Annotated in this window: 25 protein-coding genes and 2 pseudogenes; 15 read left to right on the top strand and 12 right to left on the bottom strand. The window is 58.6% G+C overall.

Features of this window, described 5'->3' with window-relative positions; genetic code table 11:
- Positions 1-88: 88 nt before the first annotated feature.
- The gene (locus tag NK8_RS36535; protein ID WP_367657825.1) at positions 89-1,162 is read left to right on the top strand and encodes an alpha-hydroxy-acid oxidizing protein; all 1,074 of its coding nucleotides are present in this window, start codon (positions 89-91) and stop codon (positions 1,160-1,162) included.
- A gap of 444 nt (positions 1,163-1,606) precedes the next feature.
- On the opposite strand, the pseudogene NK8_RS36530 reads toward NK8_RS36535, so the two are convergent.
- Positions 1,607-2,912, bottom strand: a pseudogene (locus tag NK8_RS36530) (IS1182 family transposase); the annotation flags it as partial.
- A 90-nt stretch (positions 2,913-3,002) separates the two neighbouring features.
- Here NK8_RS36530 and NK8_RS36525 point away from each other — a divergent pair.
- Positions 3,003-4,092: pseudogene (locus NK8_RS36525) on the top strand (IS630 family transposase).
- A complete protein-coding gene (locus tag NK8_RS36520; RefSeq protein ID WP_028371617.1) occupies positions 4,089-4,331 on the top strand; it encodes a DUF6429 family protein in 243 nt (80 codons plus the stop codon). Before NK8_RS36525 ends, NK8_RS36520 begins: the two are co-directional and overlap by 4 nt.
- Positions 4,332-4,751: 420 nt before the next feature.
- On the opposite strand, the gene NK8_RS36515 is transcribed toward NK8_RS36520, so the two are convergent.
- Entirely contained in the window at positions 4,752-5,063 is a 312-nt protein-coding gene (locus NK8_RS36515; protein WP_213233488.1) for a DUF4148 domain-containing protein, read from the bottom strand.
- A gap of 21 nt (positions 5,064-5,084) precedes the next feature.
- Entirely contained in the window at positions 5,085-5,747 is a 663-nt protein-coding gene (locus tag NK8_RS36510) for an HAD family hydrolase (RefSeq protein WP_213233487.1), read from the bottom strand.
- A 321-nt stretch (positions 5,748-6,068) separates the two neighbouring features.
- Between NK8_RS36510 and NK8_RS36505 the strand changes: the two genes are divergently transcribed.
- Positions 6,069-6,584: a DUF2934 domain-containing protein gene (locus NK8_RS36505; RefSeq protein ID WP_213233486.1), complete on the top strand. Its 516-nt coding sequence runs from the start codon at positions 6,069-6,071 to the stop codon at positions 6,582-6,584.
- Positions 6,585-6,651: 67 nt separating this feature from the next.
- Here NK8_RS36505 and NK8_RS36500 read toward each other — a convergent pair whose 3' ends face one another.
- The 3 genes from NK8_RS36500 to imuA are packed head-to-tail and all read right to left on the bottom strand — an operon-like array spanning position 6,652 to position 11,913.
- Positions 6,652-9,801: an error-prone DNA polymerase gene (locus tag NK8_RS36500; RefSeq protein WP_213233485.1), complete on the bottom strand. Its 3,150-nt coding sequence runs from the start codon at positions 9,799-9,801 to the stop codon at positions 6,652-6,654.
- 11 nt (positions 9,802-9,812) lie between these two features.
- The gene (locus NK8_RS36495) at positions 9,813-11,276 is read right to left on the bottom strand and encodes a DNA polymerase Y family protein (RefSeq protein ID WP_213233484.1); all 1,464 of its coding nucleotides are present in this window, start codon (positions 11,274-11,276) and stop codon (positions 9,813-9,815) included.
- Positions 11,200-11,913 carry a translesion DNA synthesis-associated protein ImuA gene (gene imuA, locus NK8_RS36490; protein WP_213233483.1) on the bottom strand — a complete coding sequence of 238 codons (714 nt, stop codon included), beginning with the start codon at positions 11,911-11,913 and terminating at the stop codon, positions 11,200-11,202. The genes NK8_RS36495 and imuA overlap by 77 nt, the downstream gene beginning before the upstream one ends.
- Between imuA and NK8_RS36485 the strand changes: the two genes are divergently transcribed.
- The 4 genes from NK8_RS36485 (at position 11,912) to NK8_RS36470 (ending at position 13,965) form a co-directional block, all read left to right on the top strand.
- The gene (locus NK8_RS36485; protein WP_225936567.1) at positions 11,912-12,310 is read left to right on the top strand and encodes a hypothetical protein; all 399 of its coding nucleotides are present in this window, start codon (positions 11,912-11,914) and stop codon (positions 12,308-12,310) included. The genes imuA and NK8_RS36485 overlap by 2 nt on opposite strands.
- A gap of 65 nt (positions 12,311-12,375) precedes the next feature.
- Positions 12,376-12,732: a hypothetical protein gene (locus NK8_RS36480; RefSeq protein ID WP_213233482.1), complete on the top strand. Its 357-nt coding sequence runs from the start codon at positions 12,376-12,378 to the stop codon at positions 12,730-12,732.
- Between the two features lie 26 nt (positions 12,733-12,758).
- Positions 12,759-13,718 carry an SOS response-associated peptidase family protein gene (locus NK8_RS36475; protein WP_213233481.1) on the top strand — a complete coding sequence of 320 codons (960 nt, stop codon included), beginning with the start codon at positions 12,759-12,761 and terminating at the stop codon, positions 13,716-13,718.
- Between the two features lie 70 nt (positions 13,719-13,788).
- Positions 13,789-13,965: a hypothetical protein gene (locus NK8_RS36470; RefSeq protein WP_213233480.1), complete on the top strand. Its 177-nt coding sequence runs from the start codon at positions 13,789-13,791 to the stop codon at positions 13,963-13,965.
- 163 nt (positions 13,966-14,128) lie between these two features.
- Here the strand turns inward: NK8_RS36470 and NK8_RS36465 are convergent, their stop codons facing one another.
- Positions 14,129-14,359 carry a hypothetical protein gene (locus NK8_RS36465; protein WP_213233479.1) on the bottom strand — a complete coding sequence of 77 codons (231 nt, stop codon included), beginning with the start codon at positions 14,357-14,359 and terminating at the stop codon, positions 14,129-14,131.
- Between the two features lie 260 nt (positions 14,360-14,619).
- On the opposite strand from NK8_RS36465, the gene NK8_RS36460 reads away from it, so the two are divergent.
- Together NK8_RS36460 and NK8_RS36455 are read left to right on the top strand one after the other, a co-directional pair.
- Positions 14,620-15,327, top strand: a complete 708-nt coding sequence (locus tag NK8_RS36460; protein ID WP_213233478.1) for a hypothetical protein — start codon at positions 14,620-14,622, stop codon at positions 15,325-15,327.
- A gap of 103 nt (positions 15,328-15,430) precedes the next feature.
- The gene (locus tag NK8_RS36455; RefSeq protein ID WP_213233477.1) at positions 15,431-15,793 is read left to right on the top strand and encodes a transcriptional regulator fis family protein; all 363 of its coding nucleotides are present in this window, start codon (positions 15,431-15,433) and stop codon (positions 15,791-15,793) included.
- 94 nt (positions 15,794-15,887) lie between these two features.
- On the opposite strand, the gene NK8_RS36450 is transcribed toward NK8_RS36455, so the two are convergent.
- A complete protein-coding gene (locus NK8_RS36450; RefSeq protein ID WP_213233476.1) occupies positions 15,888-16,355 on the bottom strand; it encodes a hypothetical protein in 468 nt (155 codons plus the stop codon).
- A 117-nt stretch (positions 16,356-16,472) separates the two neighbouring features.
- On the opposite strand from NK8_RS36450, the gene NK8_RS36445 reads away from it, so the two are divergent.
- Positions 16,473-16,835 (top strand): hypothetical protein, encoded by a 363-nt coding sequence (locus tag NK8_RS36445; RefSeq protein ID WP_213233475.1) that lies wholly within the window; start codon positions 16,473-16,475, stop codon positions 16,833-16,835.
- 178 nt (positions 16,836-17,013) lie between these two features.
- Here the strand turns inward: NK8_RS36445 and NK8_RS36440 are convergent, their stop codons facing one another.
- Both NK8_RS36440 and NK8_RS36435 read right to left on the bottom strand, forming a co-directional pair.
- Positions 17,014-17,235 (bottom strand): hypothetical protein, encoded by a 222-nt coding sequence (locus NK8_RS36440; RefSeq protein ID WP_213233474.1) that lies wholly within the window; start codon positions 17,233-17,235, stop codon positions 17,014-17,016.
- Positions 17,236-17,274: 39 nt separating this feature from the next.
- Positions 17,275-18,198: a site-specific integrase gene (locus NK8_RS36435; RefSeq protein ID WP_213233473.1), complete on the bottom strand. Its 924-nt coding sequence runs from the start codon at positions 18,196-18,198 to the stop codon at positions 17,275-17,277.
- Positions 18,199-18,435: 237 nt separating this feature from the next.
- On the opposite strand from NK8_RS36435, the gene NK8_RS36430 reads away from it, so the two are divergent.
- From NK8_RS36430 to NK8_RS36420, 4 genes are all read left to right on the top strand, one after another.
- Entirely contained in the window at positions 18,436-19,317 is an 882-nt protein-coding gene (locus tag NK8_RS36430; protein WP_213233472.1) for an H-NS family nucleoid-associated regulatory protein, read from the top strand.
- Between the two features lie 536 nt (positions 19,318-19,853).
- A complete protein-coding gene (locus NK8_RS36425) occupies positions 19,854-20,264 on the top strand; it encodes a hypothetical protein (protein ID WP_213233471.1) in 411 nt (136 codons plus the stop codon).
- Positions 20,265-21,482: 1,218 nt separating this feature from the next.
- On the top strand, positions 21,483-21,737 hold the full coding sequence (locus NK8_RS43205; protein ID WP_225936642.1) for a hypothetical protein: 255 nt from the start codon (positions 21,483-21,485) through the stop codon (positions 21,735-21,737).
- Between the two features lie 121 nt (positions 21,738-21,858).
- Positions 21,859-22,068, top strand: coding sequence for a dodecin (locus NK8_RS36420; protein WP_213233470.1), 210 nt, complete (start codon positions 21,859-21,861; stop codon positions 22,066-22,068).
- Positions 22,069-22,105: 37 nt separating this feature from the next.
- Here NK8_RS36420 and ligD read toward each other — a convergent pair whose 3' ends face one another.
- On the bottom strand, positions 22,106-24,625 hold the full coding sequence (ligD, locus tag NK8_RS36415) for a DNA ligase D (protein ID WP_213234032.1): 2,520 nt from the start codon (positions 24,623-24,625) through the stop codon (positions 22,106-22,108).
- 104 nt (positions 24,626-24,729) lie between these two features.
- Entirely contained in the window at positions 24,730-26,046 is a 1,317-nt protein-coding gene (locus tag NK8_RS36410; protein WP_213233469.1) for a Gfo/Idh/MocA family protein, read from the bottom strand.
- Positions 26,047-26,200: the final 154 nt, after the last annotated feature.

Here is a 26,200-nt window from a genome sequence, read left to right as displayed (position 1 = left end):
CACGCAACACGCAATCATGACAAGAGCATTTCCCGGTATCTTCTCTGTCGGCGACTATCGTTCTGAGGCTCGACGTCGGTTACCAAGGATGGTATTCGACTATCTAGAAGGCGGGGCTGACGACGAGTCCGGTCTGAGGCACAATCGTGCGGCCTTTGATAGATGGGAATTGCATCCGCGTCGTCTTACTGATGTGAGCACGCGCGAGCAGTCTACCGAGCTGCTGGGAAGACCAATCGCCTCGCCGCTTGTGATCGCGCCGACGGGACTTAATAGTGCGTTCTGGCCCAAGGGAGATCTTGCGCTTGCACGCGCTGCCAGTAAAGCTGGTATTCCGTTTGCACTCTCTACCGCGTCGAACATGTCCATCGAAGAAATAGCAAAGGGAGCGGACGGAGACTTATGGTTCCAGTTGTACGTGGTACATCGGAATTTAGCAAAGAGCTTGGTCGGTCGAGCGCGCGCGGCTAACTATTCGACGTTGATTCTAACCACGGATGTTGCGGTGAATGGATTCCGGGAGCGTGATCTGCGCAACGGGTTCGCTATGCCGTTCAAAGTCACACGACGGGGCGCTCTCGACGGCATTTCGCATCCCCGTTGGCTCTGGTCCTACCTAACAAATGGTATGCCGCAGTTGAAGAACTTCGCGACCGATGACGCCTCTGACACTGCTTCCCAGGCTGCCGTGCTGCGGCGGGAAATGGACGCGAGCTTCGGCTGGGAAGATCTTCGTCGCTTGCGCGACGACTGGCCCGGAAAGCTACTCGTCAAAGGCGTCCTGGCGGCTGAGGATGCCGCGCGATGCGTGGAAATCGGCGCCGACGGTGTCATAATCTCGAATCATGGCGGACGACAGCTTGCAGATCTTCCTGCACCGATGGACGCATTGCCGAGCATTTCCGATATGATGCCGACCACCGATCTTATCTTAGACAGTGGTGTCCGAAGAGGGGCCGATGTCGTGAAGGCGGTCGCATTGGGTGCAACGGCCGTAATGCTCGGACGCGCCACCTTGTATGGGCTATCCGCGAAAGGCGAGGCTGGTGTGTCTGATGTCGTCGCAATGATCAAGGAGGAGATCGACCGGACCCTAGCCCTGATCGGGTACAGTTCGATGATGGAAGTCGATCGGAGTTGTATCGCTCGGCGGCCTGTGTAGCGGAGGAAACCGCCCGCACATTGACGCGATATTCTGCGCGCGGGATCGTGCAGCACTGCGCATGACGTCGGTTGTTCCGGCAGGCGGATTGGCATAAATAACGTCACCGCTGTCAAGCAACGCAAGATTCCGCGGGAGGCCATTCCGCGTCCTCGCGCTGCAACCTTCGGAGGTCTGTAGGGTTGCAGTCCTTCACGAAAGTCCGCCGAACTCCGCCGACGATACGCCCTCGACACGGCGAGCGACTGACCGTTGCACTCCTTTAAGAGACGCTCGGCGTACCTCACATGGAACGGCAGAAGTGGGTCGAGGCTGTGCGAAAACAAGTGAGGCATCTCGGCGAGGCAGACGGACGGACCTGGTCAATCGACGAGCGGTCGGATAGGTGCGGTCGCCAAAGAAAATTCTGCCTCGCTTTCGATCAAGGCGACTCGCCACTTGCTTTCATATGTTCATCGCTTCGTTCAACGACGACGCGCCTAGAATACTGATTGCTCGCTTCAGGTTGTACGCTAAGACGTGAAGGCTCATCTCGGTTCGCACGCGCGGGAGGGTCTTCATCAAGAAGTGCGCGGATCCCATCCAGAACTTGAGCGTACCGAATGGGTGTTCGACCGTCTGTCGTCGCAGTCTTGCAGTATTTGGATTCTTATCAAGGCGACGCTGCATGTCCTCAAGTACCTTCGCATGTTCCCATCTCGCTATCCTTCGATAGGGGCTCTGAGTGCATTGCGGCTTGAGTTTGCAACTTGGACATGCTGACGGCCAATACTTGTGAATTGTCAATCCTGCCTCGACCGTCTTGAAGCGCCAAATCGCTTTTTCTCCTGCCGGGCACCGGTACGCATCTTCAGCCTCAATGTAAACAAAATCTCTCTTGTCGAAACGGCCCTCTGCTTTGCTGTTCGATGTCAGCGGTTTCGGAACTAGCGTCTTGATCCCTTGCTTTTCGCAGCGCAGAATCTCATCGCTCTTGTAGTAGCCCCGATCGGCAAGCGCCGTCAATTTCTTTTTGCCGATTGCGTCTCGCGCCATCTCTGCCATTCTCGCCAACTGCGTTCGATCATGTCCAATGTTGACGACGTCATGTGCAACGATCATTTGGTTCTTAAGGTCTACAGCCGTTTGTACGTTATAGCCGACCGTTCCCGTGCCGCGCCCACTGGTAGCCATTGAGCGAGCGTCCGGATCCGTTAGCGAGATTTGGCCATCGGGCGCCGCGCGCATTCGCACTTCAATCTCGCCGAGCTTCTGCACTTGCGCCTTGAGACTCTCGATCTTCTCTTTCAAATGGGGGATGCGTTCATCCGGCAAGCTCGTCGGCTCTCGATCGGCCCGGTCTAGTTCATCCCTATAGCAGGCAATGCTTTGTTCAAGTTGCTCCATTCGAGCCTGAAGCTTGCGGTCAGTGAAGTTCTTGTCACGGTTGTTGACGGCTTTAAATTTGCTGCCGTCGATCGCGACGGTAGCGTCTGCGAATAGTTTCAACCGGCGGCAAAGCAACACAAACTCGCGGCAAACTTTGCGAATCGCAACGCCGTTGTCCTTCCGAAAGTCAGCGATGGTCTTCAAATCCGGTGTCAGCCGGCCTGTCAGCCAGATCAATTCGAGATTCCGTCGTGCTTCCCGTTCGAGACGGCGACTCGATTGAATTCGATTCAAGTATCCGTAGATGTAAAGCTTTGAGCAAGGTCGATGGGTGATATGCCGGCCTGCCCACCAAGGAGGGCGTGGCCCGCTCGAAGCCAAGACCTACTAGTGTCCTGAGTTAAAAATTCATTGAATGATGCCGACCACGTACTAAAGTGTTCTGTGTGGCACTTGATGCGAGGAGGCAGGGATGAGCGGACGGCCCAAAGGGGAACTGGTGCTGAGCGAATCGGAGCGCAAAGAACTGCAAGCACTGACATTGCGACGCAAGACCGCACAGGCCCTCGCATTGCGGGCCCGCATCGTGTTGGCCTGTGCCGATGGACTGGACAACAGGAGTGTCGCGGCGAAACAGCGGGTCACTCAGCAAACGGTGTCGAAGTGGCGGGCGCGGTTCGTCATGAATCGTCTGGACGGACTGCTCGATGCGCCTCGGCCCGGCGCGCCGAGAACGATTGATGATGCGCGCGTCGATGCGGTTATTGCAAAGACGCTTGAGTCCGTGCCTGTCGGCGCAACTCACTGGAGCACGCGCACGATGGCTCGTGAGATGAAACTGTCGCAAACGGCGGTCACGCGGATCTGGCGTGCTTTTGGTTTGCAGCCGCATCGTCAGGAAACGTTCAAACTCTCCAGTGATCCGATGTTCGTCGACAAGGTGCGAGATATCGTCGGGCTTTACCTGGATCCGCCGCTTAAGGCCATGGTGTTGTGCGTGGACGAAAAGAGCCAGATTCAGGCGCTCGATCGCACGCAACCCATGTTGCCGTTGGCACCCGGCATCGCTGAACGACGCACGCACGATTACATGCGTCACGGCACGACCACGCTGTTCGCGGCGCTGGACATCGCGACTGGCGAGGTGATCGGCGAGGTACATCCATCGCAGCAGCGAATTCGTGCGTTTTCTGCGCACCATCGAAGCCAGCGTGCCGTCGCACCTGGATGTGCATCTGGTGATGGACAACTATGGCACGCACAAAACGCCCTCGATCAAAGCCTGGTTCGCCCGTCATCCCCGCTTCCATGTTCATTTCACGCCCACCTCGGCGTCGTGGCTTAATCAGGTCGAACGATGGTTCGCCTCGCTCACTGAAAAATACCTTCGACGCGGTACGCATCGCTCGACACGTCAACTCGAAGACGCGATCCGTCAATACCTGGAGATCTATAACGCCAATCCACAGCCGTTCTCTTGGAGCAAGTCGGCTGATGAAATTCTGGCCAGTCTCGAACGGTTCTGTATGCGGGTCACGAAGGCCGCGGGCGAAGCATCATGAACATCAACACCGACGCAATTGATGAAGTCGCCTTGGCACTTCTCTACCTGACCCTGCATGACCGATACCGTGCATGGAAGGGTTTCGACTGGGATGTACTGAACCGGCTCTACGAACGAGGTTTCATCGAAGACCCGGTCAATAAGACGAAGTCCGTGATCTTTACCGAAGAAGGATTGCGCGAGTCCGAGCGGCTCTTTAATCAACATTTCGTCATTCCAGAAAGACCGGGAAATTGATTCAACGAACTTCTAACTCACGACACTAGATCAAGCTCGTCGACAAAGACGTCCACCACTCGTACGGTGTTATCAGCATCGACGTAGTCGTCGAGACACTCAGGTAGCAGTGCGACTTGATCTCGTGCCGCGCTTTCAATAAATCGCTTCATGGGCCACCATCGAAAGACGTGTTCACTAACTATAGGCAATCAGCACGTTTTTACACAGCCTCGGTCCGGAGGGGGCGTTGGAGTAGGTGTCGGGTTCTGAGCGTTGCGCCCGCACAAACTTGGATTGCCCGCTAGTGTCTCTGTCCGAGCGATGCTGCGCAAGGATTCGAGCTGTCACAGGAGCATTGCGGTCAAAAACGCCGCTGCAATCCATCTCGCGTCGGCCGCTGCCAGACTTCTGAATTAGGGTCCCGGCTCTCCTTCTTTGTTAGCCCGGCGGGATTTGCTGACATTCCATTTGGAACCAATAGTCGACGAGCCGTTGGGCCGCTTGTAAGTCATCGGGGTAATACGGATCGTCGTACCACGGCGACGGGTCGTAGCCCGCTTTGCGCAGTGCGCCCAGTTCGCTTTGGTGTTGGGCCATCGTAGGGGACGTGTTGCTCCGAAGCGCAGCCAAGTCACGACACTCTGTTTGACTCAAGTGCCTTCCGGTGTACGGCATTCCACTGGCAACACAGCCGCCAAGAAGAAAAATTATGGCGCAAAGCGCTGACCGGTGTCTCTGAAGTTCGCTCACGATTTTACTCAGCCAGAACGATCAAACTAATAACGGCGAACGGGCGAGATTCGCAAGCAGACCGGCGGGCCCGGGATAAACTGCAACGCAACCGGCGTCTCGCAGTGACTGATCGGGAAACCCTCCAGAAAGAAGGCCGATCGTGCGCAAGCCCGTCTTCGACGCCGCTTGCGCGTCGTAGGGTGAATCGCCAATCACGATCGCGCCGTCGGGCGACACTTCGAGCTTTTGAAGGGCGACCTTGAACACATCCGGTGCAGGTTTCGATTGCTCGACGTCCTCCGAGGAGACCGTCACGTCGAGTAAATCAGCGATGGCAGCGATTCTGAGATACACCTCGAGTTCATCCTTCTTCGCTGATGAGGCGACGGCGAGTTTCACCCCGGCCTCGCGCAGTTTTCCAAGAAGTTCGGGCACCGCTGCGAAAGGTCGCACCATTGACAGGTAATTTGCCTTGAAGTGCGTTCCCCTCCAGGATTCGAGCTGTTTGCCATAATCCCGCAGCTGGGCGTCAGACAGAAAGACCGGCATCAGTTTATCTCCGCCCTTACCGATTTGACTGCGCGCCTGTTCGAAGCTGACTTCATGTCCGAAATGAGCGAAAGCCTCATGCCAGGCGAGCGCGTGGAGATCGACCGAGTCAATTAGTGTCCCGTCGATATCGAAGATTGCAGCGTGTGGCATAGGGCCTCCGTGGATCAAAGCGTTGTGCAAGGCACGTACCAGCCCAGTCTTTTCATGGGCTTCTCGCTGGCGGCAACGACCGTAGCTCGACGAGGCCAAGCAAGGCTACGTACGATACGTTGCCATCAATCCAGACTACGCCGATGTGGACCACAATCTGGCTATTCTTCTGGACAAACGCAAAGAATGGCACGGCCTCATCCGACATCGGAGCGCCTACCGCAGACCGAGCAGCTGCGAGCGTCATTCGGAAGATGGCGAGTTGAGCGCCAGGAGGCAACCTGTTAAGGTCGCGCTGATAATTTTATCCTCGGAGTCGGAATGCTACCCACGTCCAACCTTGCCTTAGCCGAAGAGCATATTCGAACGCGCGCCTATCTCTTGTGGGAAGCCGAAGGCGGCGCGCACGGCCGCGACGACCACTACTGGCGCGAGGCCATCGCGCAGCTTCAGGCGGAAAGCATACAGCCATCGCTGGATGTGTCCTTAGAGCCCGATGTTGCCGTGGTCGCAAAGGATCAGAAGACGTCGAAGACGGGCAAGAGCGTCGCAGGGAAGGCCGCGAAGAATACCGCTGAGCCGGCCGGTAACGGCAAGGCTAAAGCCAGCAAGAAGTCCAGCGAGAACGTCGGAACGATAGCTCGCGATAGAGTTGCCAATAAGGCGGCTGGAGCCGTCGATGAACCCAAGAGCGCTGCGAAGAAACCGAAAACTGTCAAGAAAGTGAGTGAGGTCGGTGAGGGTAACGCGGCGTCGCCAGCTCCAGCGCGTCCGAAGAAGCCTCGGAAGACTGCGTCCAGCGAGTCCAAAGTTTTGGCGCAGCGTTCCGCGGAATAGAGAGTTGATCTCGGTCTCTAAGCGTGATTGTCTTCATACGTTGTGAAGGGTTTCCTCGACGCCTGATTCAGCAGAAATTCCGGCTGACGGTCGTGAGTCCGCCCAGAAGATGTGACATGTCGACGAGCCGCTGAGCGACGAGGTGGCGGACCTCACCTTCGCATTGCCACGTGCCGTACACGGCAAGGAGCGCGGCACCCAACGCTTCCTTCCGTTGCTTCTCAAGGAGCGACGGCCAGATGATCACATTGACGTTGCCTGTCTCGTCCTCGAGCGTCACGAACATCACGCCCTTGGCTGTGCCCGGCCTCTGCCTCACTGTGACTAGCCCGCAGCCGCGTGCAAGTCGACCGTTTCGATAACGGCGAAGCGTAGAAGCGGGCATGAGTCGTTGTTCGAGCAGCGTCGGACGCAAGAGTGAAAGAGGATGGCGCCCCAATGTCAGGCCCGCCGCGTTGTAGTCGCTGACGATATCTTCGGCCTCCGACGGCGCGCCGAGCTCGGGCGTCTCGTCGTCGATCCGGCTGTCGGCGAGGATGTCGCGATCAGCCACGGCCGCAACCGACTGCCAAAGCGCTTCACGTCGATTGCCGGCAAGCGACTGCAATGCGTTCGCCGCCGCCAACACCTGCAGGTCATGCCGATCGAGCTGTGCTCGGCGTGCCAAGTCGCTCACGCTCGCGAAGGGCTTCACGGCGCGCGCGTTCTCGATGCGCTCCGCTGCGCCGTCGCGCATGCCCTTGAGCAATGACAGTCCGAGACGAACGACCGGCTTTGCACGATCGGTCCGTCGCTCAAGCGTCGAGTTCCAACCGCTGATTGTGACGTCGATCGACACGACTTCGACGCCATGACGTTTCGCGTCCTGCACGAGCTGTGAAGGCGAGTAGAAGCCCATCGGCTGCGAATTGAGCATTGCAGCAAGGAAGGCCGCCGGTTCGTGGCACTTGAGCCAACTGCTCGCATAGACCAGCAGCGCGAAGCTGGCCGCATGACTTTCCGGAAAGCCGTATTCGCCGAAGCCCTTTATCTGCTCGAAGATCGCCTCGGCAAATGCGAGTTCGTAGCCGCGCTCGCGCATGCCGTTGACGATGCGATCATAATATTGCTGCAGGCCACCCTTGCGTTTCCACGCGGCCATCGCGCGGCGCAGTTGGTCTGCCTCGCCTGGGGTAAAGCCCGCGGCGAGGATCGCGACTTGCATCACCTGCTCCTGAAAGATCGGCACGCCGAGCGTGCGCCCGAGCGCCGTCTCCAGTTCTACGCTCGGATAGGTCACGGGTTCGATCTTCTGGCGCCGCCGCAGATATGGATGAACGGCGCCGCCCTGAATCGGGCCAGGACGCACGATGGCGACTTCGATGACGAGGTCGTAGAAGGTTCGCGGTTGCATGCGCGGCAACATGCTCATCTGTGCGCGCGACTCAATCTGGAAAACGCCTACCGTATCGGCCTGCGAGATCATCTCGTAGGTTGCGGGATCTTCTGAGGGAATGTCCTGCATCTCAAAGCGCTCGCCGCGCTGCTCGGAGACGATATCGAGCGTGCGGCGGATCGCCGAGAGCATGCCGAGCGCGAGCACGTCGATTTTGAGAAGTCCGAGCGCTTCGAGGTCGTCCTTGTCCCACTGGATCGCGCTGCGGTCGGCCATCGCGGCATTCTCGACGGGCACAAGCCGCGTGAGCTTGCCTCGACTGATGACAAAGCCGCCAGAGTGCTGCGACAGGTGTCGCGGAAAATTCAATATCTCCGCTGCGAGCTTCGCCCACATGGTGATGAGCGGGTTCGCAGGGTCGAGCCCAGTCTCTTCAAAACGCCGCAGTAGGTCCTGCGAGTGATCGAACCATTGGTGACTCTTCGCGACCTTGTCGACGATTTGCGGATCGATGCCGAGCGCCTTGCCTGTTTCGCGCAACGCACCGCGCGGCCGGTATGTGGAGACGGCCGCAGCGATTGCGGCCCGATCGCGACCGTACTTGCGATAGATGTATTGAATGACCTCTTCACGGCGCTGATGCTCGAAATCCACGTCGATGTCGGGTGGCTCGCCGCGTTCTTTGCTGATGAACCGCTCGAACAACATATTGCCGCGCGAAGGATCAACCTCGGTCACGCCCAGGCAATAGCAGACGGCACTGTTGGCGGCGGACCCGCGCCCCTGACACAAGATGTGCTGGCTTCGCGCGAAGCGCACGATGTCGTAGACCGTGAGGAAGTACGCTTCATAGCGCATCTCGCGAATCAACTGCAGCTCATGCTCGATCTGTTGCTGCACCTCATGCGGAATGCCGTCCGGAAAACGCTTGTGCGCGCCGATGTACGTCTCCTGCCGCAGGTAGGCCTCATGCGTGAAGCCGTCGGGCACGAGCTCGTCGGGATATTCGTAGCGCAATTCATCCAACGAGAACGTGCAGCGCTCCAGAATGTTAAGCGTTTGGGCGAGCGCGTGTGCGGGGTACAGATTGGCGAGGCGCAAGCGAGACCGAAGGTGCTGCTCGGCATTGGGCGCGAGATCGTATCCACACTCGGCGACGGGCTTGCCGATGCGGATCGCCGTCATCGTGTCCTGCAGGGGCTTTCTCGAACGCACATGCATCACGACATTGCCGAGTGCGACCACGGGCACGCGGTGCTGTTCGGCGATGTATTCGACGCTGCCGCGGTGAATGTCATCCATCGCGCGTTGATGCAGGATGAGTCCCATCCACGCACGAGCGGGAAACGTCTCGTTGAGCCATTCGACCTGCGCGGACAGTGCATCTTCCTTCGCAGGAAAGTCCGGCACCAGGATCGCCAGGCAATCCGGCATGCCACGCAGATGCGCGTGCTCTTTCTCGGGCTTCGATATGTCGTGCGGCGTGAGCAGGTAAGAGCCCTTCGCTGCACGCATGCGTCCGAGCGTGATCAGTTCAGATAGGTTGCCATAGCCATTACGGTTTTGAGCGAGCAGAATCAGTCCGAACGCGGGGCTTTTGTCCGCATGAACGAGACGGAAGTAAGAGCCGATGATCAGCGGTAGCTTTTCTTCCTTCGCCTGGACGTGCGCGCGCACCACACCCGCAAGCGAGCACTCGTCGGTGATTGCCAGACCCGAGTAGCCGAGTTGCATCGCGCGCAACACGAGCTCCTCACCGTGCGACGCGCCGTGCAAGAACGAAAAATTCGTGAACGCGAAAAGCTCCGCGTAGTCGGGAAGGGCCGACGAGAAGAGATCCACGGCGCCACCGATTATCCGAACAGCCCATGAAGGAACCAGCGGACTTCCTCAGTCTTCACGCTCGGTCGTTCACGGTAGATCCAGTAACAGCTCTTATCGGCGGCCTCCGCGACATAGTAGTCGCGCGTGACCAGCGCTCCATCGTGCCAGCCCGCTTCGATACGTTCGCCCGTCGAAACCAGCTTGAGCGGGGATCCGTAGAACGGTCGGTGATTCTTGATCATCAGTCGCACGGGCGCGTCAAGCAGCCATGTCGGACGGGGCAATTCGGCCGGGGCTGTGCATGCTTTGGCCGTATCCTGGACCGGAACCCATTGATTCGCCTGCTCGGGTCGATGATCCGATGTCGGCGCCGGCCGCAGCACATTTTCCGCACCCAAACGAGCCACCAGCAGTTCGAGGAGGCGGTTGTGATCTTGCGCGGAACCACCCGGGTCCGGGAAAAGCGAGTCGCTAGGCGGCTCAGCGGGCTGTACTTTCGATGCCGTGAGTCGAAGCGCGATGACAGCCGCTTCGAGTTCAACGCGCCCGAGCCGCTCCTTGAGCAGACGGACAAGGTGTTCCTCGTGCCATGTGGGTTCCGCGAGCGCAATATCGATGACCGTTGGTTCGATCGCCTGGCGTCCGCGCTCGTGTTCGAGCGTGATGGTCGCCTGCGTGAGCGCGAGCTGCTGCGCGCTCAACCATCCAGTTAGCTGCACGATCAGGCGTCGCGCGGAAAACAGGATGGCCTCCGCGTGCTCAACACGATCGGGCAGTTCGGTGCGCGCGCTGAAAGAGGAAGGCGGCTCCAGCCACTCGTACAGTTCGGGCGACAGGCCGTAGGCGCGGTCAAGAGAATCCAGTAAATCCACGCCACACCTCTTTTTGAGACCTGCACGCGGCAGGCGTCGAATATCGTTGAGCACTCGGCAACCGAGGCCGTTGAACCAGTCGCCGAAGGAGCGGACCTCGGGGACGGCCATGAAAGGCAGCTCGCCCAGAACGCGTTCGAGCGAATTCATCTTGAGCACGCGCCGGCGACCGCGTTTGGCAAGCAGCCACGCGCCTTGCCCCGTAGGCGCGACGCTCATGCGGGCGGTGACGCCGATGGCTTTGACCGTCTCGCGGATCTGCCGACAGACTTGCACGATGCCGCCAAAGAGTCGAAGACTCGCCGTCACGTCAACGAGAACGCTTGCTTCTTCGCGCACGGCCACTTGAGGCGAGAAGCGCAGCAGCGCGAAAGCGACTTCGCGTTGCACGTCGAGCTCGCGCGCGGGGCTACGGTCATACATCAATGCATCGGCTGTCAGTGTCGTGACGCCACCACGCTTCATCCCCACCATCACCCCGGCGTCTCTGGCCGCCTGATCCAGCACGATGACCTTGTCACGCTCGAGCACCACGCAGCCGTGTTCAGTCGGAGATGACCATCTCGGACGGAAGACCTCCAGCGAAAGCCGGGGCAAGAAGATGGCGACGAACACGGCCATGAGGGCTGAGCAGAATCGGAGTCGGTTGGAGGTGGATGGACAGTGGGTCGGTTCGGGTTGGACCTCGTCGCTTTATGACATCGACGACGATTCCGCCATCGGCAGGCCGTACCCCCAGCCGTAAAGTTGCCGGCGACGAATCCTGGGCGGCGGCGAGCGGTCGAATCAGAATCAGTAGGGTCTCTGTTGCTTGGGCCGCCAGATGCAATCGCCTCAAGGCTTCGGACCGGATGTGCTGCTGCCAGAAGAGCAGCGCGCCGCAACTTCGGGCGTTCAGTACGCGCTCGGCGCACCAGAGCGCGTCCGCCGTTTTTCGCGCCCGCAGTAGCATGAGTTTGTCCAGCGGCAGGCCCAGGTAGGCGAACGCCAGACTGTTCGGCACATGCGGCGCCTGCAGCAGCGCGACCGAGCGCCGGCTCACGGCCACCAGTGCGGGCTTAAGCAGCCGCATTTCCCCGATCCCCGGTTGTTGGACCAGCAATTCCACTAGTGCGCCAATCGGCCAGCCACCGCCGGGCAGCTCGGCCGACAGGGCGGCGTAGCCGGTGTCGATGGTCTTGCCATAGGCTCGCGCGAGCTGGTTCCCTTTCCACAGACTCGGGTGAATGGACTCGATGTGTTGAGGCAGAGCGGCCATGATGAAAGGGGTTGATCCGAGTACTGTATATTTATACAGTATCTTAGCTCAAAAAACTGAAACGGCGAATTGCCCCTATTTGATTGCGCGGGAAGAACCAGGAGTAGATGATCTTGCGGAAGCACCCAACGCCGAAGTTCGCGGGCTTCGCTGGCAAGCTGCGCGAGGCTTTTGGGATGCAACGATCGATGAGGCCGCTGCCCGAGGCAATGCGGGCGAGTTGATTTTTTTCGCGCGAGAGAATTGGCGAACGGTCGGGACGAAGTCGACGGAGAACTTCATTTTCTGGTTAGTCGACTCCAAGGTGCTCGATCGGCATATTGCAAGGGGTGCGATAGTTCGTGCCGCGCGACGGGACCGCGTTGCAGCGAGCGAGGCCCGGGTCCCGCGCGGTTGAAAGTCGCGAGCTTCGTCCGCACCTGCCTCTAACCGCAGGTGTGTTGGAAACATGCAGGGAGCGAAATGAACAAACCGGACATCCATGAACTGGAAGGGGCGCGAGCCGATCTACTGTGTTTTCTGGTGGCAACGGTTGCTGCCTCCTACGCGCTGACGCAAGAATGGCGCGTGGATCATGTCGTTGAGAGCTGCCGAATCTGGCTCAAGCGCAACCTCGTCACGATGCATTGGCTTGAGCGGATCCGCATCGGCCAATTGGCCTTCAAAATCGCTCGACGCGACCTGAAGGGAGCGGGCATCGCCGTGCGCCAATCGGACGTGCAGGCGCTCTTTACCGGCGACATGGGGCTAAACCATGCGAGCACCGTGGTGCAGAAGATGATGAGACTGTGCCGCGAGGCAACGGGCACTGCAACATAAACAGATCGAGTTCGAAGGGGACGGCCATGTGCTATTCGGCGCAAATTCAGGCGGACTATCGCAAGTACGTGAAGATGTTCGGCGCGCAGATGGACATCCGCGAGTTCGCACGCCTGTTCTGGGAGCGTGCCGAAGGCAGCAAGGCGAAGATTCCGAAGGCGATGGAAGACGCGTTCGTCGACACGCAGACGGACGACGAGCGCCAGATCAGGCAATTCATCGATCGATTCAACGCTGAGCAGGCGGCTACGCTCGAACAGGATCTCTTTAAACAGCGCAAGCGTCTCGCCGATGCTGAGCGCGCCTTGGAGACGAAAATCACCAAGGCCGCGAGTGAAAGTCGTCGCATTGCGACGGAGAAGATCGACTCGAATCTACGCAGGCTTGAGGACTTGAGTCGAACGACGCCGCAAGACCGCGACTCGCGGATTTTCCCCGGTCATTACGCGCCCGTGCTCGTGGTCGAGGACGGACAGTACGTCGTGAAACCGATGCGCTATCAGTGCCGCATTGCGGGAAAGCCTGCCAACTACGACGCGCGCTTCCCCGGCACCTACAACGCCCGGCGCGACAATCTCGAAGGGTTCTGGAAACCGTGCTTTGGCGTATCACACGGCGTCATGCTGGTCGACGTCTTTTACGAGAACGTCAAACGAGCAAAGTACGAGAATACGCTGCTTGAGACGCACGAGCGGAACGAAAACATCGTCCTCGAGTTTCGACCGAGCAACCGTCAGCTGATGCACGTCGCTTGTCTTTGGTCGCATTGGAGCGCGCCGGGCCAACCGGATTTGCTCTCGTTCGCAGCCATTACGGACGAGCCTCCGCCTGAGGTCGAGGCCGCCGGCCATGATCGCTGCATCATTCCAATCAAAATCGAAAACATCCCGGCATGGCTGAATCCGAAGGCGTCAAACCTGGATGCGATGTACGCCATCCTCGATGATCGCGATAGGCCGTATTACGAGCACCAGCTTGCTGCATAGATACGAGCAAAAACTGTCCAGATCTGCCGAGCCAGCTGTTATCGAACGGAGTGAGTGGAGAGGCACAAAAATGAGGCAACTGACCACCGCACTCGCCCTAGGCGCTGCGATCAACGTCCTGCGTGATTCTGCCGAGTCTCGCCGCATGCCTTCTGGTGGTCCGCTTGATGATGCGGGCGTAGATCTTCATTTTGAGGCCGCCGAAGTTCTGGAAGAAGCGCTTTCGACACTCCGCAACCATGATTAGTGCTCGACCAAAAGAAACGGATGGAGCTTGAGTGTTGCACGCATTCCAGCGTCCTCATGCTCGAGTTTGATGAACACGATTTAGCCTCGGCAAACGAAAGCCTAGCGACGGAAATAAGTAAGGTCCCGCGTAATCGCTGCTAATTCACGCATCTGTCATGCGATTACTGGTGCGTAATCCTGAAGGGCGGAAGAGGGAGCGTCTCACCGTCAACAAATGCAAACGCGCAGCGAATCGCGAAGCGGTACGCACCGTCTTTGCTCGCAAACAACCCGAGATCCCCGAGGGAGGTCGCTTCGCCGTCTTCTTCGAGGATAGACGCGCGGGCAGCAAAGGCTCGCCCGACACGGGTGACCGACGGCTGAATGGCTGCACCATGATGATAGAAAATCATTCTATCTGTCCCCTTTATTTGTGCGAGTAAAACTAGCGTACTGCAGAAAAAAATCGATCAGTTGAAGATTTACCTTTTTTGAACGATCGCTTAATCCTGCTGCGCTCTCGTCAATCGCCATCCAGCGAATACCATCATCAAAGGATTGCGGGAAGTCACCGTCGCGTGTTCCCTACATTGGATAGCCGGTGGTTTCCCCGATATAAGTTGAGCGAGCAGAAGTCCTTATACTTTCTCCTCCCAAACTTCGAGGACTGGCCATGTGGCAAGCGCAGTGGCAGCAGCTGCCGGCATTTCTGACGCACATCGAGTTGCCGAACTGGCCGAGTTGGCTAGGAATCGTCGGCGCTTCGAGTGCCGTGAGTTCCATCGTCGTTTTGTTGATGCAGGGGTTGAGGAATCGAATCGTCCTGCGACGAGAGCGGCGCGACGTCGCGCTGGAAGTCGCGATCTCGCTCGAAGGCTATGCGCGCGAGTGCCGTTCCATGATGCACCGCGCCGACTGGGCACGCGCCGAGCTCGCGCGCTCGGGAAACAGTGACGCCGCAAAAAGCGCGATGCTGCCACCATTCTCGTTCCCTGAACGTATTCAGTGGACCAGGCTCAGCCATCGCGTCGTATCGGAACTGCGTGACTTTCCGGCCAATGTGCATGCGGGTCGAAGCGACCTGGACTCGTTCGCCGAGTTTGGCGATCCGTCCGCCTATTGCGAAGAGGTGAGCTTTGAGAGCGCGAAGGCGGCGCGAGACGCGCTCGTCTTGGCACGAGAAACTCGAAAGAAGCACGGCTGCGTGCCGTGGCGCCCCGGTGCGAAGGATGCGGATCTGACTCGCGAGCTAATGACGTTCATTTCGACCGCGAACGAGAAGCGCCAAGCGCATCAAGATCCCCTCGGTCAGCACCGGGCTGCGCCGCGTTCGTCACACGCAGCGTCGGCCGCTGGTGAGCCTGCCATTGTGCCGCAGTGAGTCAACGCTGTTAGTCTAGTCAGCGAGAAGACGTTCGACATCATGCCCGTCTCTAGGAAGCGGAAGTCTCCAAAGCGGAATGCGCGCGTTCCGTCAAAGGCCGATGCCGCAGCAGGACGCCGACGGACTCTGTCTGCAGACGCGACTTGCACTCGAAGCGGCGCGATCGCGGCGTGCCGCCAGTCGGGAGATGACCGTTCTTGCACACGCCGTCCTGCTGACGAGCTTCCTTACCGAGTCGGGGCACGGCCTGCTTCCACTGAGCTGCGTCCGTCAGGTCGAGGAAGCCGTGCTTTCGGTACTGGACGAGGGTAAGAAAACTGGCGAATGGAACGTCGACGAGACGATCATCAAGTCGCTCACTGTCATCGTCAACGAACACGATCGCCAACTGCGGGAAGTTCGCTTCTCTGAAGTCGTCGCGGCGACTGAGCGTCTGGACAAGATGATCGTAGCTGCGCGCTAAGGAACTAGGTGATCCGTCGCGGCCCGGTAGCGATCTCATCATGACCCAGTGAGCGTCGCGAGCCGCTACGACGCTCTTCGAAAGCGTTTCGTTGTCAATGATCAAGGTTTGGAGGCTCATGATCTTGGGACTGCGTGAGTAGCCATTCTTCCGCCTGTTCAAGCAGGCAGCGGGCATACTCGGAAACGAACACGCTGTCGTTGTGATCCGTCTTCCCAAAAACGCTCACCATCACGCGCCGTGCTTCGGTTGCGAAAGCTGCCCGGTCTTGTTCCGAGTCGAAGAAAACATCGGTGACGATCTTTTCGGCAAAGTCGTTGATTGTCCCGACGACTTTGCCGTCCAGCAGGATCTTGCCGGTCGCGTTGAAGCCGCGTCGTGTCTCGGTGAACTGGATGCTGAAGGGATCGATGGTGTAGGTCATATTGGCCTGATTAAGAGCGTTGAGTGACGCGCCGGTCCGAGCCACCACGATTCGGCGCATCTCCGAGACTAGGCCTACCTTGCGTAAGTCAAGGCTGCCAACCTCTCCAAAGCCGCGCGTATCAACCTCTGCAACCATCGAGCTTTCCATCTCACGCTGCCCCCGCCCGCGGGCTTCGAATTTCGCAATTGAGACGGCACCTGTCTCGTTCTTCCATAGGATTACGGCCAACGAGTTCTGAGGAAGCGGGGGTAGTTGAATGATGTTGCCGACGAATGTGCTGACCGCGATGCGGCTGCGATGAAACGCAAGCTCCCGCGTTTCGAGCCCGTGGGCGTCAATGAGGGCAGGGCGCTCTGGCTGAAATACCGCGGAAACTCAGAGGTTCAGCGCATGCTGTTGGAGATCGCGCAAGCGCGCGAGGCGATCCGCGAGATCGGTGACTACTTTGCCTTGGTGCAGAAGGCATGGGAGGAAGAGGATCTCGGCCAACTGGTTGCGCTGGAGAAGATTCGACTATTGCTCATGGAGCAAAATCTTCGGCATAGTGCGCTTGCTGGGTTGAAGCCGCCGCCCGGCGACAAGCCAGACGAGCCCGAACCGGCACTCGTCGACTGAAAGAGCTAAAAATGATTGGCATGCTACGAAAGCTGCGCCAATCCGGGCATTGTGAGCCGATGAGCGTGGCAAGCCGGTTACCGATGTCTCGTCCCGAATTACTAGCCGTCTGCCTGTACCGTTGTCGGGGACGCCTTGCACGAGCGGCATGCCTCTGCGTGCAACCTTCGGCCAGGTTCTACTTCGATCGATTGAGGATTTCGACGTCAAAGCCTTCCGGCCATCCCTGATTGACGACGCGCAAGGCGTCTTCCGCAATTAATTCCGGTGCAACATTTTCGTAATCGCCCTGCGGCGTAATGAGCAGCAGCGCGCACGGAGCGCCCTTTGCGGCGGCTATTTTCTCGGCAAGCGTCGTCATCTCCGAAGCCCACCGATTGATCTGATCCTCAAGGATCATCTTTTCATCTTTTCATCGTTCGATCTCTCTTCGACGTCGTTAGCCGACGATGCTCGTCGGTTCCATGGTTTGTCGCAGTCGGGTCACCGTGCGGTGGCTCGACAGCCCCAGCAGATTGCTGACCTGTTCATTGGTTCCACCAGCCGCAATGTGCCGACGGCCATAGGTATTGCGGAGCAGTCGAGGACTCTCATCGGCCGCTGACAGTCCGGCGCGTCGCAGAGCGGTGCGAACGCACTTCACCAGCGTATCCGGTTTCATCGGCTTACCGCCGCTCGTTGCGACGAAGAGCCATTCGGTCGGGCACATCGACTCGGTCCGGACGTGATGATACGCACGGAGAATGTCGTAAGCGAAGCGGTCGACCGGAACACATCGAGCCAAACGTGGTCCGTGCTTTTGCACCAACAGGCTAGGCCGCAAGCCTTCCATGTCAAGGTCTTGCCCGCGAAGGAGGCTTAGTTCGGCAGCCGTGACACCACAGCTGAGAAAAAGCGCCACGATTGCCGTGTTCCGCAGGTCTTTGCCTGACTCGGAGTTCGTCAAACCGCAAACAGCCTGCAGTCGCTTGTCATCCTCTTCTGACAGATAGATTGGTGTCGGTTCTTCGTCCGGCCAGTGCTCGTGAGCCAGCATTTCGGTGGCGGGATTCGCTGCGCGCAACTCGATCGCAACCAGGTGTCGCGCGAACCGATCGATCAGTTTGAGATATCGATGCCGTGTCGTCGTGCCGGGCTGACAGTCGTTCGCAAGCTCATCAAAGAATCCTTGGATATGGTCGGATCCGAAGGTGGTCACACTTTGACGACGCGCCAACAGATAGTCGTTAAATCGAGAAAACATCGAGCAATGCTGGACGACGGACTGGTCGGCAAACGCACGCCGATCTGCGCTGGTCGCCTCGGTACGTTGCCATGCGGAATAGGCTGCCTCGGGATCGGAAAGCCACAAATCTATCGGCATAAAAATCGATATACTGCATTTCGCCAGCCTCTAATCTAACGCGAAGCTCACGCTTCGCCAACACCTGTCTGAAAACGGAAGTCTCCAGTGTTCGCTCAACGACAGATGAATACCTGTGAAGTCAACGAGACTTGTCTGTGCATTGAGCCATTTCATTGACGATTTAGTACGTCATTGCTAGCTCGATTGTTTGCATTCGTGGCATAGTGCCGATACTTTTCGAATGTGGAGGTAGGGATGGCAACTCTAGAAGCAATTCAAGCGCGCATCAAAAAGCTTGAAGCACAGGCGCAGGCGCTCAAAGCCAAAAGCATGAGCGGGGTACTTAAGCAGATTCACGACCTAATGGATCGGCACGAGATCTCGATGGAGGATGTTTCCGCGTTCGTTGGCAAGGCCGCACGTAGTATCAAAGCGAAGGCAACGGGGAAGGCCGCTTCAGCTAAATACGTCAATTCGAAAACGGGCGCATCTTGGAGCGGACGGGGCAGGGCGCCAGCATGGATTGCGAACGCGCGCGATCGAAGCGCATTCCTGGCGGACGGAACGGCTCCTGTTGAAAGCCCCAAGGCCACGGTGACACGCCGGAAACCTGCCCGGAAGGGTCCTCAGCCCGCCCTTTATCGCGATCCGGTCTCTGGGAATACTTGGAGCGGATTTGGTCGTGCGCCGGCGTGGATCGCAACAGCCAAGGATCGCAGTACGTTACTCATTGCCGGAAATGCCGTTGCGAGCGAAAGCGGGAGAAAGGCGAACGCCGCTCCGGCGACGAAGAACGAAGTAGCACAGAAGACGCAGGCAAAGGAAGCGACGACAGCGAAGAAGACGGCGCCTTCCGTGAAGAAAGCGGCAGCAAAGAAAGTGACGGCAAAGAAGGCGACGGCAAAGAAGGCGACGGCAAAGAAGGTGCCAGCGAAGAAGGTCAGTGCAAAGAAGACCACTGTGGCGAAGAAGGGCGCGGCAACTAAATCTGAAGGTAACTCGGCTGCGTCGAAGCGCGCCCGTTCGACCGGTGTTCGTTCAGCTCGAAAGGCTCCGTCGCCGGCCGAAAGTGTAACGCAATCGCCAGTGAGCTCGGTGGAATCTGCCGAGGCCGGAGCGCAAACTAGCGCAAGCTAATGGAGTAAGTCTCGATTGTCGAGTCGCGGCAATCGAGACCGCAGGAAAGACCCCGTCGAGGCAGGCGATTGATCGGCCGCCGAGGTCTGGAAAGCTAAAGCGCTTCTCCCGAGACGATCGCTATACGGGGAGCGCTGAAGCTTTACCGTACCGAGGCGGTGGCGCAATCAAACACACCCTCAAGATTTCGAGGCCCTTGTACTTCTGGGGAGCCCCTTGCGGACCCCGTGTTCGTCCGGGTCATCGTGGCTGCGAGCGATGTGCCCTGCGATGGTCACCGCATCATTGCGCGTTGCCGCTCGATCGCCACGATCCCAACGACTGCCTTGATCGGACGGCCGTCCATCGGCCAAAGCGGTCCTCGAAGATACTTTCAAGCCGACATCCATGGGGCTGAAATTCTTCCATAGCGGACGTTAGCGCCGTCGGAGCGACCACAGCGGCACCGTCTTCCGCAGTCGCCCAAAGCGAACTGGTAGGAAGATGAGATCATCTGTGTCGCTCGTGCTGGACACCGCCGTGCAGGCTGCGGGCAAGTGGGTGTTGGTGATTCGCCGCTCGTCGTGATGTGGCTGTATTTCGCCGCCGCCGTGATGCTGCTCGGCGCCGAAGCCGCTGCAACGAGACTCGAAGCCCGTGAAGGCGAGGTGCGAGAAGGCGAAGCGCGGGATGGAGAAGCGCAGGCATCGCGCGAGGAGCGCGCGCCTCGTGCAGCGCCAATCAACGCGCCCGCGAACGCGCACATGCAAGGCGCGCCCGTTGCTACACATGCGATCGCGCCCGCGCCGGCGGTGCAAGACACCCGGAGCGTTGGGCCGATCGGGTCGCCAGTGATCACAAAGGTATTTGCTGCAGTGAAGGCAAATCCGAGCCGCTTCGCGCTCGCAGCGGCGGGCGCGAGCCTCTTTATGTTCACGAAGCGCGATCCCACGAAGAGACGGAGTTGACCACCTTTCCGGCGCGACAATGCACGAAGGTGGGGAGGCGAAAGACGCAGTGTCTCATACACGATCGTCGCCGAAAACGGCTTCGAGCGACGTGTCGGAAGTCTGCGCCTCCGGACCTACGATTCCGAAGGGATGCATCGCCTAGCGACCCGGAGTTTCCAGGAACGGGCGTGTCCTGAGACCGGACCCGGTGACTTCTGGATGGCGTTGGCGAAGATACTCTCGGTGTCGCGAGGAGAGCATCCACGCGTGCCCACCGTCGCGGCGCATCTTCCACGATATGCCGCTACGAGGCTCGTATGGACGCTATCAATCTTCGCAATGCACGCGGCCTCGTACCCGAATTATCGAACCATCCAGGGCTGACGTGATGATGCGGAAATCGTAGCAACTTCAGAGTCGCATACGAAACACTTGTTGACGCTTGCGTTAAGGCCGCTTGCCGAACCCTCATAGAGCGGCTCCTAACGTGCCTCCGAAAGGTTTTTCCTCAGAAACAAGCCTTGGGCCGGCGTTAGGTCCGTGGCGGCAGAAAATGCCGGCTCGAATCCCATGCGCCAGAAGAACCGCTTTCCCGACAGGTTTGCTCTAGACATTTCGACCATGTGAGTGGTATCCGGCCTTTGCCGCGTTCGACTCGAGTCCCGCCAACACAGCTTTTCCGATGCCAGCGTTTGGCATTCGACTATAGATACAGACGAGCTCAGCGACGCCGAATTCGAGCCGCTTGAACGCACCACAACCGACAGCCTCACCTTTGACGGTGCGGGCGATGAGGAAGCGCCCACGGGCGGAACTTATTTCACTGTGCGAAAAGCGTGAATTTCCGCCGATGCCCGAATATAGGGCATGCATAGCTTCCATTTCGTCGAGCAAGACTCGCCCATCGTAGGACCATATGCCTTCTCGTTGAACGAGCACGGAAAGGGAAGCCGATGTCAGCAATGCCAAGTGTTTCCCTGTCCAGCAAGAAGAGAGCCACATGTGCCTGTTAACTGGGCGATTCTAAGTTCTTTACTGGGGCAGCACTTGACATGTCTCTAAGTGCGAGTAGTTCGGGCGTGACGAGGATTCGCCGGTCGATCACAGTCAATGCCGGAAGCGGGATAGTCGAAGTTACGTCGGACCTAGGGTCGGTGCAGTTGACCAGTGAGGAAGAAGTCGTCCGGCTAGCATTCCGACCACGCCAACGGATGGAAGGTACGGTATTTGCTGACTATCCCTAACAATCTACTCGAGGAGCAATCTACGGCTGGCGAGACTACATACAAACCAAGTGAGCGCGTGAGAGTATCCGACAGCTATTCTGTCGTCCATGACGATGGCAAAGAAACGCTCGTGGTGACCTGCGTAGAGGGCGAACACTTCCCGCCGACACGCAGCGGCAAGGGAGAGCACTTTGAGCTGAAATACGCTGCAACAACGAATGCTCACAAACACGATGAATTGAAGGGAACGGAAGCGCGAAGCTAGCTCCGCGCGGGATCTCGGCCCCTCCTTTGAACACACGCGGCGAAGCTCGAGAGCACAGAATCACATCGAATTCGCCACCAACCATCAACTATTGAAGACGCATATTGTCTTGGGAGCTCGTATGTCTGACCATGTTTACAAACTTCTCGAAATCACGGGCTCTTCACCTGAATCGTCCGATAAAGCTGTCGAGGTTGCGCTTCAAAAAGCGTCCAGCTCAGTGAGGAACATTGAATGGTTTCAGGTGACAGAAACTAGGGGCCATACGGAAGGCGGCAAGGTTGGGTACTGGCAAGTGACCTTGAAAGTTGGGTTCCGCGTCGACGACTGACGCTTATCAAGCACGAAGGGCTGGGCGGACCGCCAGTCTACGGCAGTCGCTTCGTCGCAGGGGCCAGCGACTGCTTCGTCGTCCAGTAATCGCTCCAAGGGTCGCTTGCCTGGAAGCTCAAATACTCGCGAGCGGTCTGTACAGTCCACTGCGAACCGCTCTTGAGGTCAGCAAGTTGTTCCCACGCAACTGGCATTGAGACGCCCATCCCCGGCCGGGCTCGAGCCGAAAATGCTGCGGCGGTCGTTTGGCCCTTCCCATTGCGAAGGTAGTCGACATAGATTTTCCCCACGCGATTCGATGGACCAGATACCGCCGAGAAGCGCTCTGGAATCGTCTTCGCGAGATGTGCAACGAACGATTTCGAGAATTCCTTTACTTTGGCGTAGTCAAGGCGGGGGTTCAGCGGCACGACTATGTGCAAGCCCTTTCCACCGCTCGTTTTCAACCACGCTTGCAAGCCCAACTCCGACAGTAGCAAGCGGACGAGTAAAGCCGCTTCCTGAACGTGAGCCCATTTGAGGCCTTCGCCAGGGTCGAGGTCGAAGATGACCCTGTCTGGCGCGTCGAGCCGTCGCACTACCGAGTTCCATGTATGGAATTCGATAGTGTTCATCTGCGCCGCGGATAACAGAGCCTCCGCTGTGTCGACCGTTAGCAACGGCGGATGCTTTGGCCACAAATCACGGTCGTGCGCGTTCAGCCCGGGCATTGCTGTGCGCTCGGCGTGCTTCTGGAAAAAGAGATTACCGGCTACGCCTTCAGGCGCGCGCACGAGGGCAACGGGCCTGTCTTTGAGATGAGGCAGCATCCTCTCCGCGACGCTGGCGTAGAACCGAACGAGGTCGGCTTTCGTCACCGACGCTGACGCGTCAATCACGCGTTCGGGATGCGTTATCTTCATTTGGGGATAAGACCCAGGGGCCCGGGTTGTCCCGCCTTCGCGAACTACGCCACGAGCGTCCTTGTCAAGGCGCAAACCTATGAAGGACGCTTGCCGAATCACTTCATCGGCCGTCCACTCAGTGAACTCCACCTCCGCCACCAGCACAGGCTTTACCCATCTCTCGCTCCCGACCGCTCGCTTTGACCATCTGCCTGGCTTCTTGAATGGCGTGTCAAACGGCGTTGCGTCGACCTCAAGAGGTGTGAGTTGCTTCCAGAGGTCGCGTGCAGTCTTCGAATCCCAACCAGTCCCGACACTCCCCGCGTCATGAAGCTTGCCGCCGACGTAATAGCCGAGTAATAAGCTGCCCACTTCTCCGTCATTGCCGCCGCGCGCGGTCATGCCACAAATAACCAGCTCCTGTCGCAGCCGTGCTTTCGCCTTCAGCCAAGTTTGCGTACGCCCCGACTCGTACGGTGCGTCGCGACGCTTAAGCATTAGCCCCTCCAACCCCAATCCTGTCGCCGCTTCAAATATCTGCGCCGGCGGAGCGTCAAAGTCCTGGCTGTATAGCAGCCGTTTTCCTGAGTTTTCAACAATCGGAGCTAGTACCGCACGCCTGGACCACAGTGGCACCCTCCGAAGGTCTTTGCCGTCAAGGAATATCACGTCGAAAAGGAAGTAGACGATGTCGTTGTTCGATTGCCCATCAACCGCGTTTTGAAGAGCGGAGAAACTGGGGATACCGTCTTTTAGCACGACAATCTCGCCGTCCAACCATGCACTCGAGAGAGGCAGGTCCTTGAGTTCAGCGACCAATAATGGGAATCGGGATGTCCAGTCGTGCCCGTTGCGTGTGAACAGCCTCACTCGCTTCTTATCGATGCGAGCTAGCAGTCGGTAACCGTCTAGCTTGGATTCAACTATCCAGTCACCGCCTGCTGGCAGGGAAGGCGCGAGGGTTGCCAGTTGAGGTTCAAGCTTAGCGGGCAGCGACGCTGCCACTGCATCCGACAGGTCAAACTCCGGGAGCGCAGCGGGCCGATTCCGGAAAGAGCGAGGCTCGCGTTCTTCGACAAGTCCAAGGGGATTGGCAATGACGCTGTCGGGGAGTGCCTTGATGACGTCGTATTCGGCGAGCGGGCGTGCCCACTCATCGCGCTTCTTGAACATCATCCACTGGTCGGCCTTGTCTCCCGGCTTTGATATCCGTACCAGTTCCCACAAACCGGCGAGTTTTTCACCGTGCAGTCGAAAAATCAGTTTTCCTGCTTCCATACCCTTGTCAGCATCTCCGACCGGCTCCCACGTCCCACGGTCCCACACAATGACCGTGCCTGCGCCATACTGCTTGGCAGGGATGGTTCCCTCGAAGCTCGCGTAATCGATAGGGTGGTCTTTAACGTGCACCGCCATCTGCTTCTTCGCAGGGTCGAAGCACGGCCCTTTGGGAACAGCCCATGACAGCAACACGCCGTTGTGTTCGAGCCGGAAGTGATAGTGGAGGCGACTGGCCCAATGCTTCTGCACAACAAAGCTGCTGCCCTGAGTCGGCGTTCTGTTTGCCACATTCGCCTTCGATGCAGACGGCTCAGGCGTGGCACCAAAGTCCCGCTTATCGCGATAGCGCTTGAGTTGCGTTGCCGCTGCAGTTTTGCGGGACGAAACCATCGCGGTTTCCCTCGGCTCGATGGGCTGATTTTCATACACCGACCGTTTCGCCCGGAGAAGTAGCCGACCGTCCACATTGGATGTTCGGGCAATTGCAGAACTTCTTAAAACTCTTCCATCTGCGGATCGGGGCCGCGTGTCGGGACTGCGGGCGCGGCGAGCTTGACTGCGCGGCCGGTGCGCGCGGATTGGTAGATCGCCTCGATGATGCGCTGATCCTGTAAGCCTTCTTCGCCCGGTGTGTGCGGCACGATGTCATCTTTCACGCACACCGACATGTGGTCGATCTCGCGAGCGAACTGGTTTTGCGGATCGATCTGCACTTCGGTGATCGCGCTCTTGCCGTCCCGCAATGTGCCGTGCCGCAGGCGCAATCCGTTGTAGCCGAACGCTGGGTCCATCTCCGCCCAGCCCTGCGCGCCTTGCAGCCTGAAGAAACGCGACTCGTGACTCGCATAGCTCGACACACACGTCGCCGTCAGTCCGCTTGGAAATCGCAGGATGAAGTGCACGGATGCCTCCACTTCGACGAAGCGCGGATCGGATTCCGGCCGATACACTATCGCGATGACTTCCTGCGGCTCCTCTCCGGAGAGAAAGCGCGCCGCATTTAGACAGTAAAGCCCGATATCAGGCAAAGCACCGCCGCCCGCCAGCGCTTTGTTCAGTCGCCATTGCGCCGGATCGCCGACGTTCTGTGAATTGCCCGCGATGAACTCGCGCAGCGGCCCGAGTTGCCTGTCCTTCACCATCTTCGCGATCATGCGATCCATCGGCTCATATTGGCTACGATACGCGATCATGAGCTTGCGGTCCGCGCGCTTCATTGCGTCGACCATTGCCTGACAATCGGCGACGCTGTTCGCCATGGGCTTTTCGCAGAGCACGTGCTTGCCGATCTTCGCGGCGCGCAACGCGAATTCCTTGTGCATGCCGTTGGGTAATACGATGTAGACGACCTGCACTCGCGGGTTGTCGGCGAGACGCTCGAAACTTTGATAGTCGTGGATGTCAGCCTCCGGCACGCCGTACTGGCGCGCGACGCGCAGCGTCTTCGTGCGATCGCTCGAAACCAGCGCGGAGACCTTCGAGTACTTACACTGCGCGAGCGCTGGCAGGATCTGGTTGAGCGACAGGCGACCGAGTCCGACGATCGCATAACCGATGCGGTCGTCGGGCGGCAAGTTGGCGTCCGGTGTCTCTTCCTCCTGCTCAGTGTTCGGATCCTGAATCAGCGGGAGTTTGACTTGATTGGCGTCGGCGCCCGTCGGACCGGTAGCCCACGCGTTGCCAGCCGAAGCGGCGGTGAGCGCGACCGCGATGCCCGTGCTTCCGCGTAATAAGAACGCGCGCCGCCCGGTTCCTGGCGGCGTGGAAGTCGATTCGGGTTCAACGCGCGTAGGGTCGTTGCGGGCAGGCATCGGAAGCTCCAGAGTTTGGCGTGATGCGGCAGCGCCGTCTGGTGGATATCCGCAGTCGCGGCGCTTGCACAGTTTCAGCATTGACCGTGCCGTCGGCTCGTCGGCTGCGGCGAGTTAGAACCCAACGTTTCCCTGTCGTCGAGGCCCGGCGAAA

The sequence above is a fragment of the Caballeronia sp. NK8 genome, from assembly GCF_018408855.1.
In the GTDB taxonomy this organism is placed as follows: Bacteria; Pseudomonadota; Gammaproteobacteria; order Burkholderiales; family Burkholderiaceae; genus Caballeronia.
Note: the sequence above shows the minus strand (reverse complement) of the source record. Positions and strands in the feature narration are given on the sequence as shown.

What these genes read in the sequence shown, in the direction of transcription:
- NK8_RS36535 (WP_367657825.1), top strand. Translation starts at nt 89, where the DNA reads ATGGTATTCGACTATCTAGAAGGCGGGGCTGACGACGAGTCCGGTCTG.
- NK8_RS36520 (WP_028371617.1), top strand. Translation starts at nt 4,089, where the DNA reads ATGAACATCAACACCGACGCAATTGATGAAGTCGCCTTGGCACTTCTC.
- NK8_RS36510 (WP_213233487.1), bottom strand. Translation starts at nt 5,747, where the DNA reads ATGCCACACGCTGCAATCTTCGATATCGACGGGACACTAATTGACTCG.
- NK8_RS36505 (WP_213233486.1), top strand. Translation starts at nt 6,069, where the DNA reads ATGCTACCCACGTCCAACCTTGCCTTAGCCGAAGAGCATATTCGAACG.
- NK8_RS36495 (WP_213233484.1), bottom strand. Translation starts at nt 11,276, where the DNA reads ATGGCCGTGTTCGTCGCCATCTTCTTGCCCCGGCTTTCGCTGGAGGTC.
- NK8_RS36485 (WP_225936567.1), top strand. Translation starts at nt 11,912, where the DNA reads ATGATGAAAGGGGTTGATCCGAGTACTGTATATTTATACAGTATCTTA.
- imuA (WP_213233483.1), bottom strand. Translation starts at nt 11,913, where the DNA reads ATGGCCGCTCTGCCTCAACACATCGAGTCCATTCACCCGAGTCTGTGG.
- NK8_RS36480 (WP_213233482.1), top strand. Translation starts at nt 12,376, where the DNA reads ATGAACAAACCGGACATCCATGAACTGGAAGGGGCGCGAGCCGATCTA.
- NK8_RS36475 (WP_213233481.1), top strand. Translation starts at nt 12,759, where the DNA reads ATGTGCTATTCGGCGCAAATTCAGGCGGACTATCGCAAGTACGTGAAG.
- NK8_RS36470 (WP_213233480.1), top strand. Translation starts at nt 13,789, where the DNA reads ATGAGGCAACTGACCACCGCACTCGCCCTAGGCGCTGCGATCAACGTC.
- NK8_RS36465 (WP_213233479.1), bottom strand. Translation starts at nt 14,359, where the DNA reads ATGATTTTCTATCATCATGGTGCAGCCATTCAGCCGTCGGTCACCCGT.
- NK8_RS36460 (WP_213233478.1), top strand. Translation starts at nt 14,620, where the DNA reads ATGTGGCAAGCGCAGTGGCAGCAGCTGCCGGCATTTCTGACGCACATC.
- NK8_RS36455 (WP_213233477.1), top strand. Translation starts at nt 15,431, where the DNA reads ATGCCGCAGCAGGACGCCGACGGACTCTGTCTGCAGACGCGACTTGCA.
- NK8_RS36450 (WP_213233476.1), bottom strand. Translation starts at nt 16,355, where the DNA reads ATGGTTGCAGAGGTTGATACGCGCGGCTTTGGAGAGGTTGGCAGCCTT.
- NK8_RS36440 (WP_213233474.1), bottom strand. Translation starts at nt 17,235, where the DNA reads ATGATCCTTGAGGATCAGATCAATCGGTGGGCTTCGGAGATGACGACG.
- NK8_RS36435 (WP_213233473.1), bottom strand. Translation starts at nt 18,198, where the DNA reads ATGCCGATAGATTTGTGGCTTTCCGATCCCGAGGCAGCCTATTCCGCA.
- NK8_RS36430 (WP_213233472.1), top strand. Translation starts at nt 18,436, where the DNA reads ATGGCAACTCTAGAAGCAATTCAAGCGCGCATCAAAAAGCTTGAAGCA.
- NK8_RS36420 (WP_213233470.1), top strand. Translation starts at nt 21,859, where the DNA reads ATGTCTGACCATGTTTACAAACTTCTCGAAATCACGGGCTCTTCACCT.
- ligD (WP_213234032.1), bottom strand. Translation starts at nt 24,625, where the DNA reads ATGGTTTCGTCCCGCAAAACTGCAGCGGCAACGCAACTCAAGCGCTAT.
- NK8_RS36410 (WP_213233469.1), bottom strand. Translation starts at nt 26,046, where the DNA reads ATGCCTGCCCGCAACGACCCTACGCGCGTTGAACCCGAATCGACTTCC.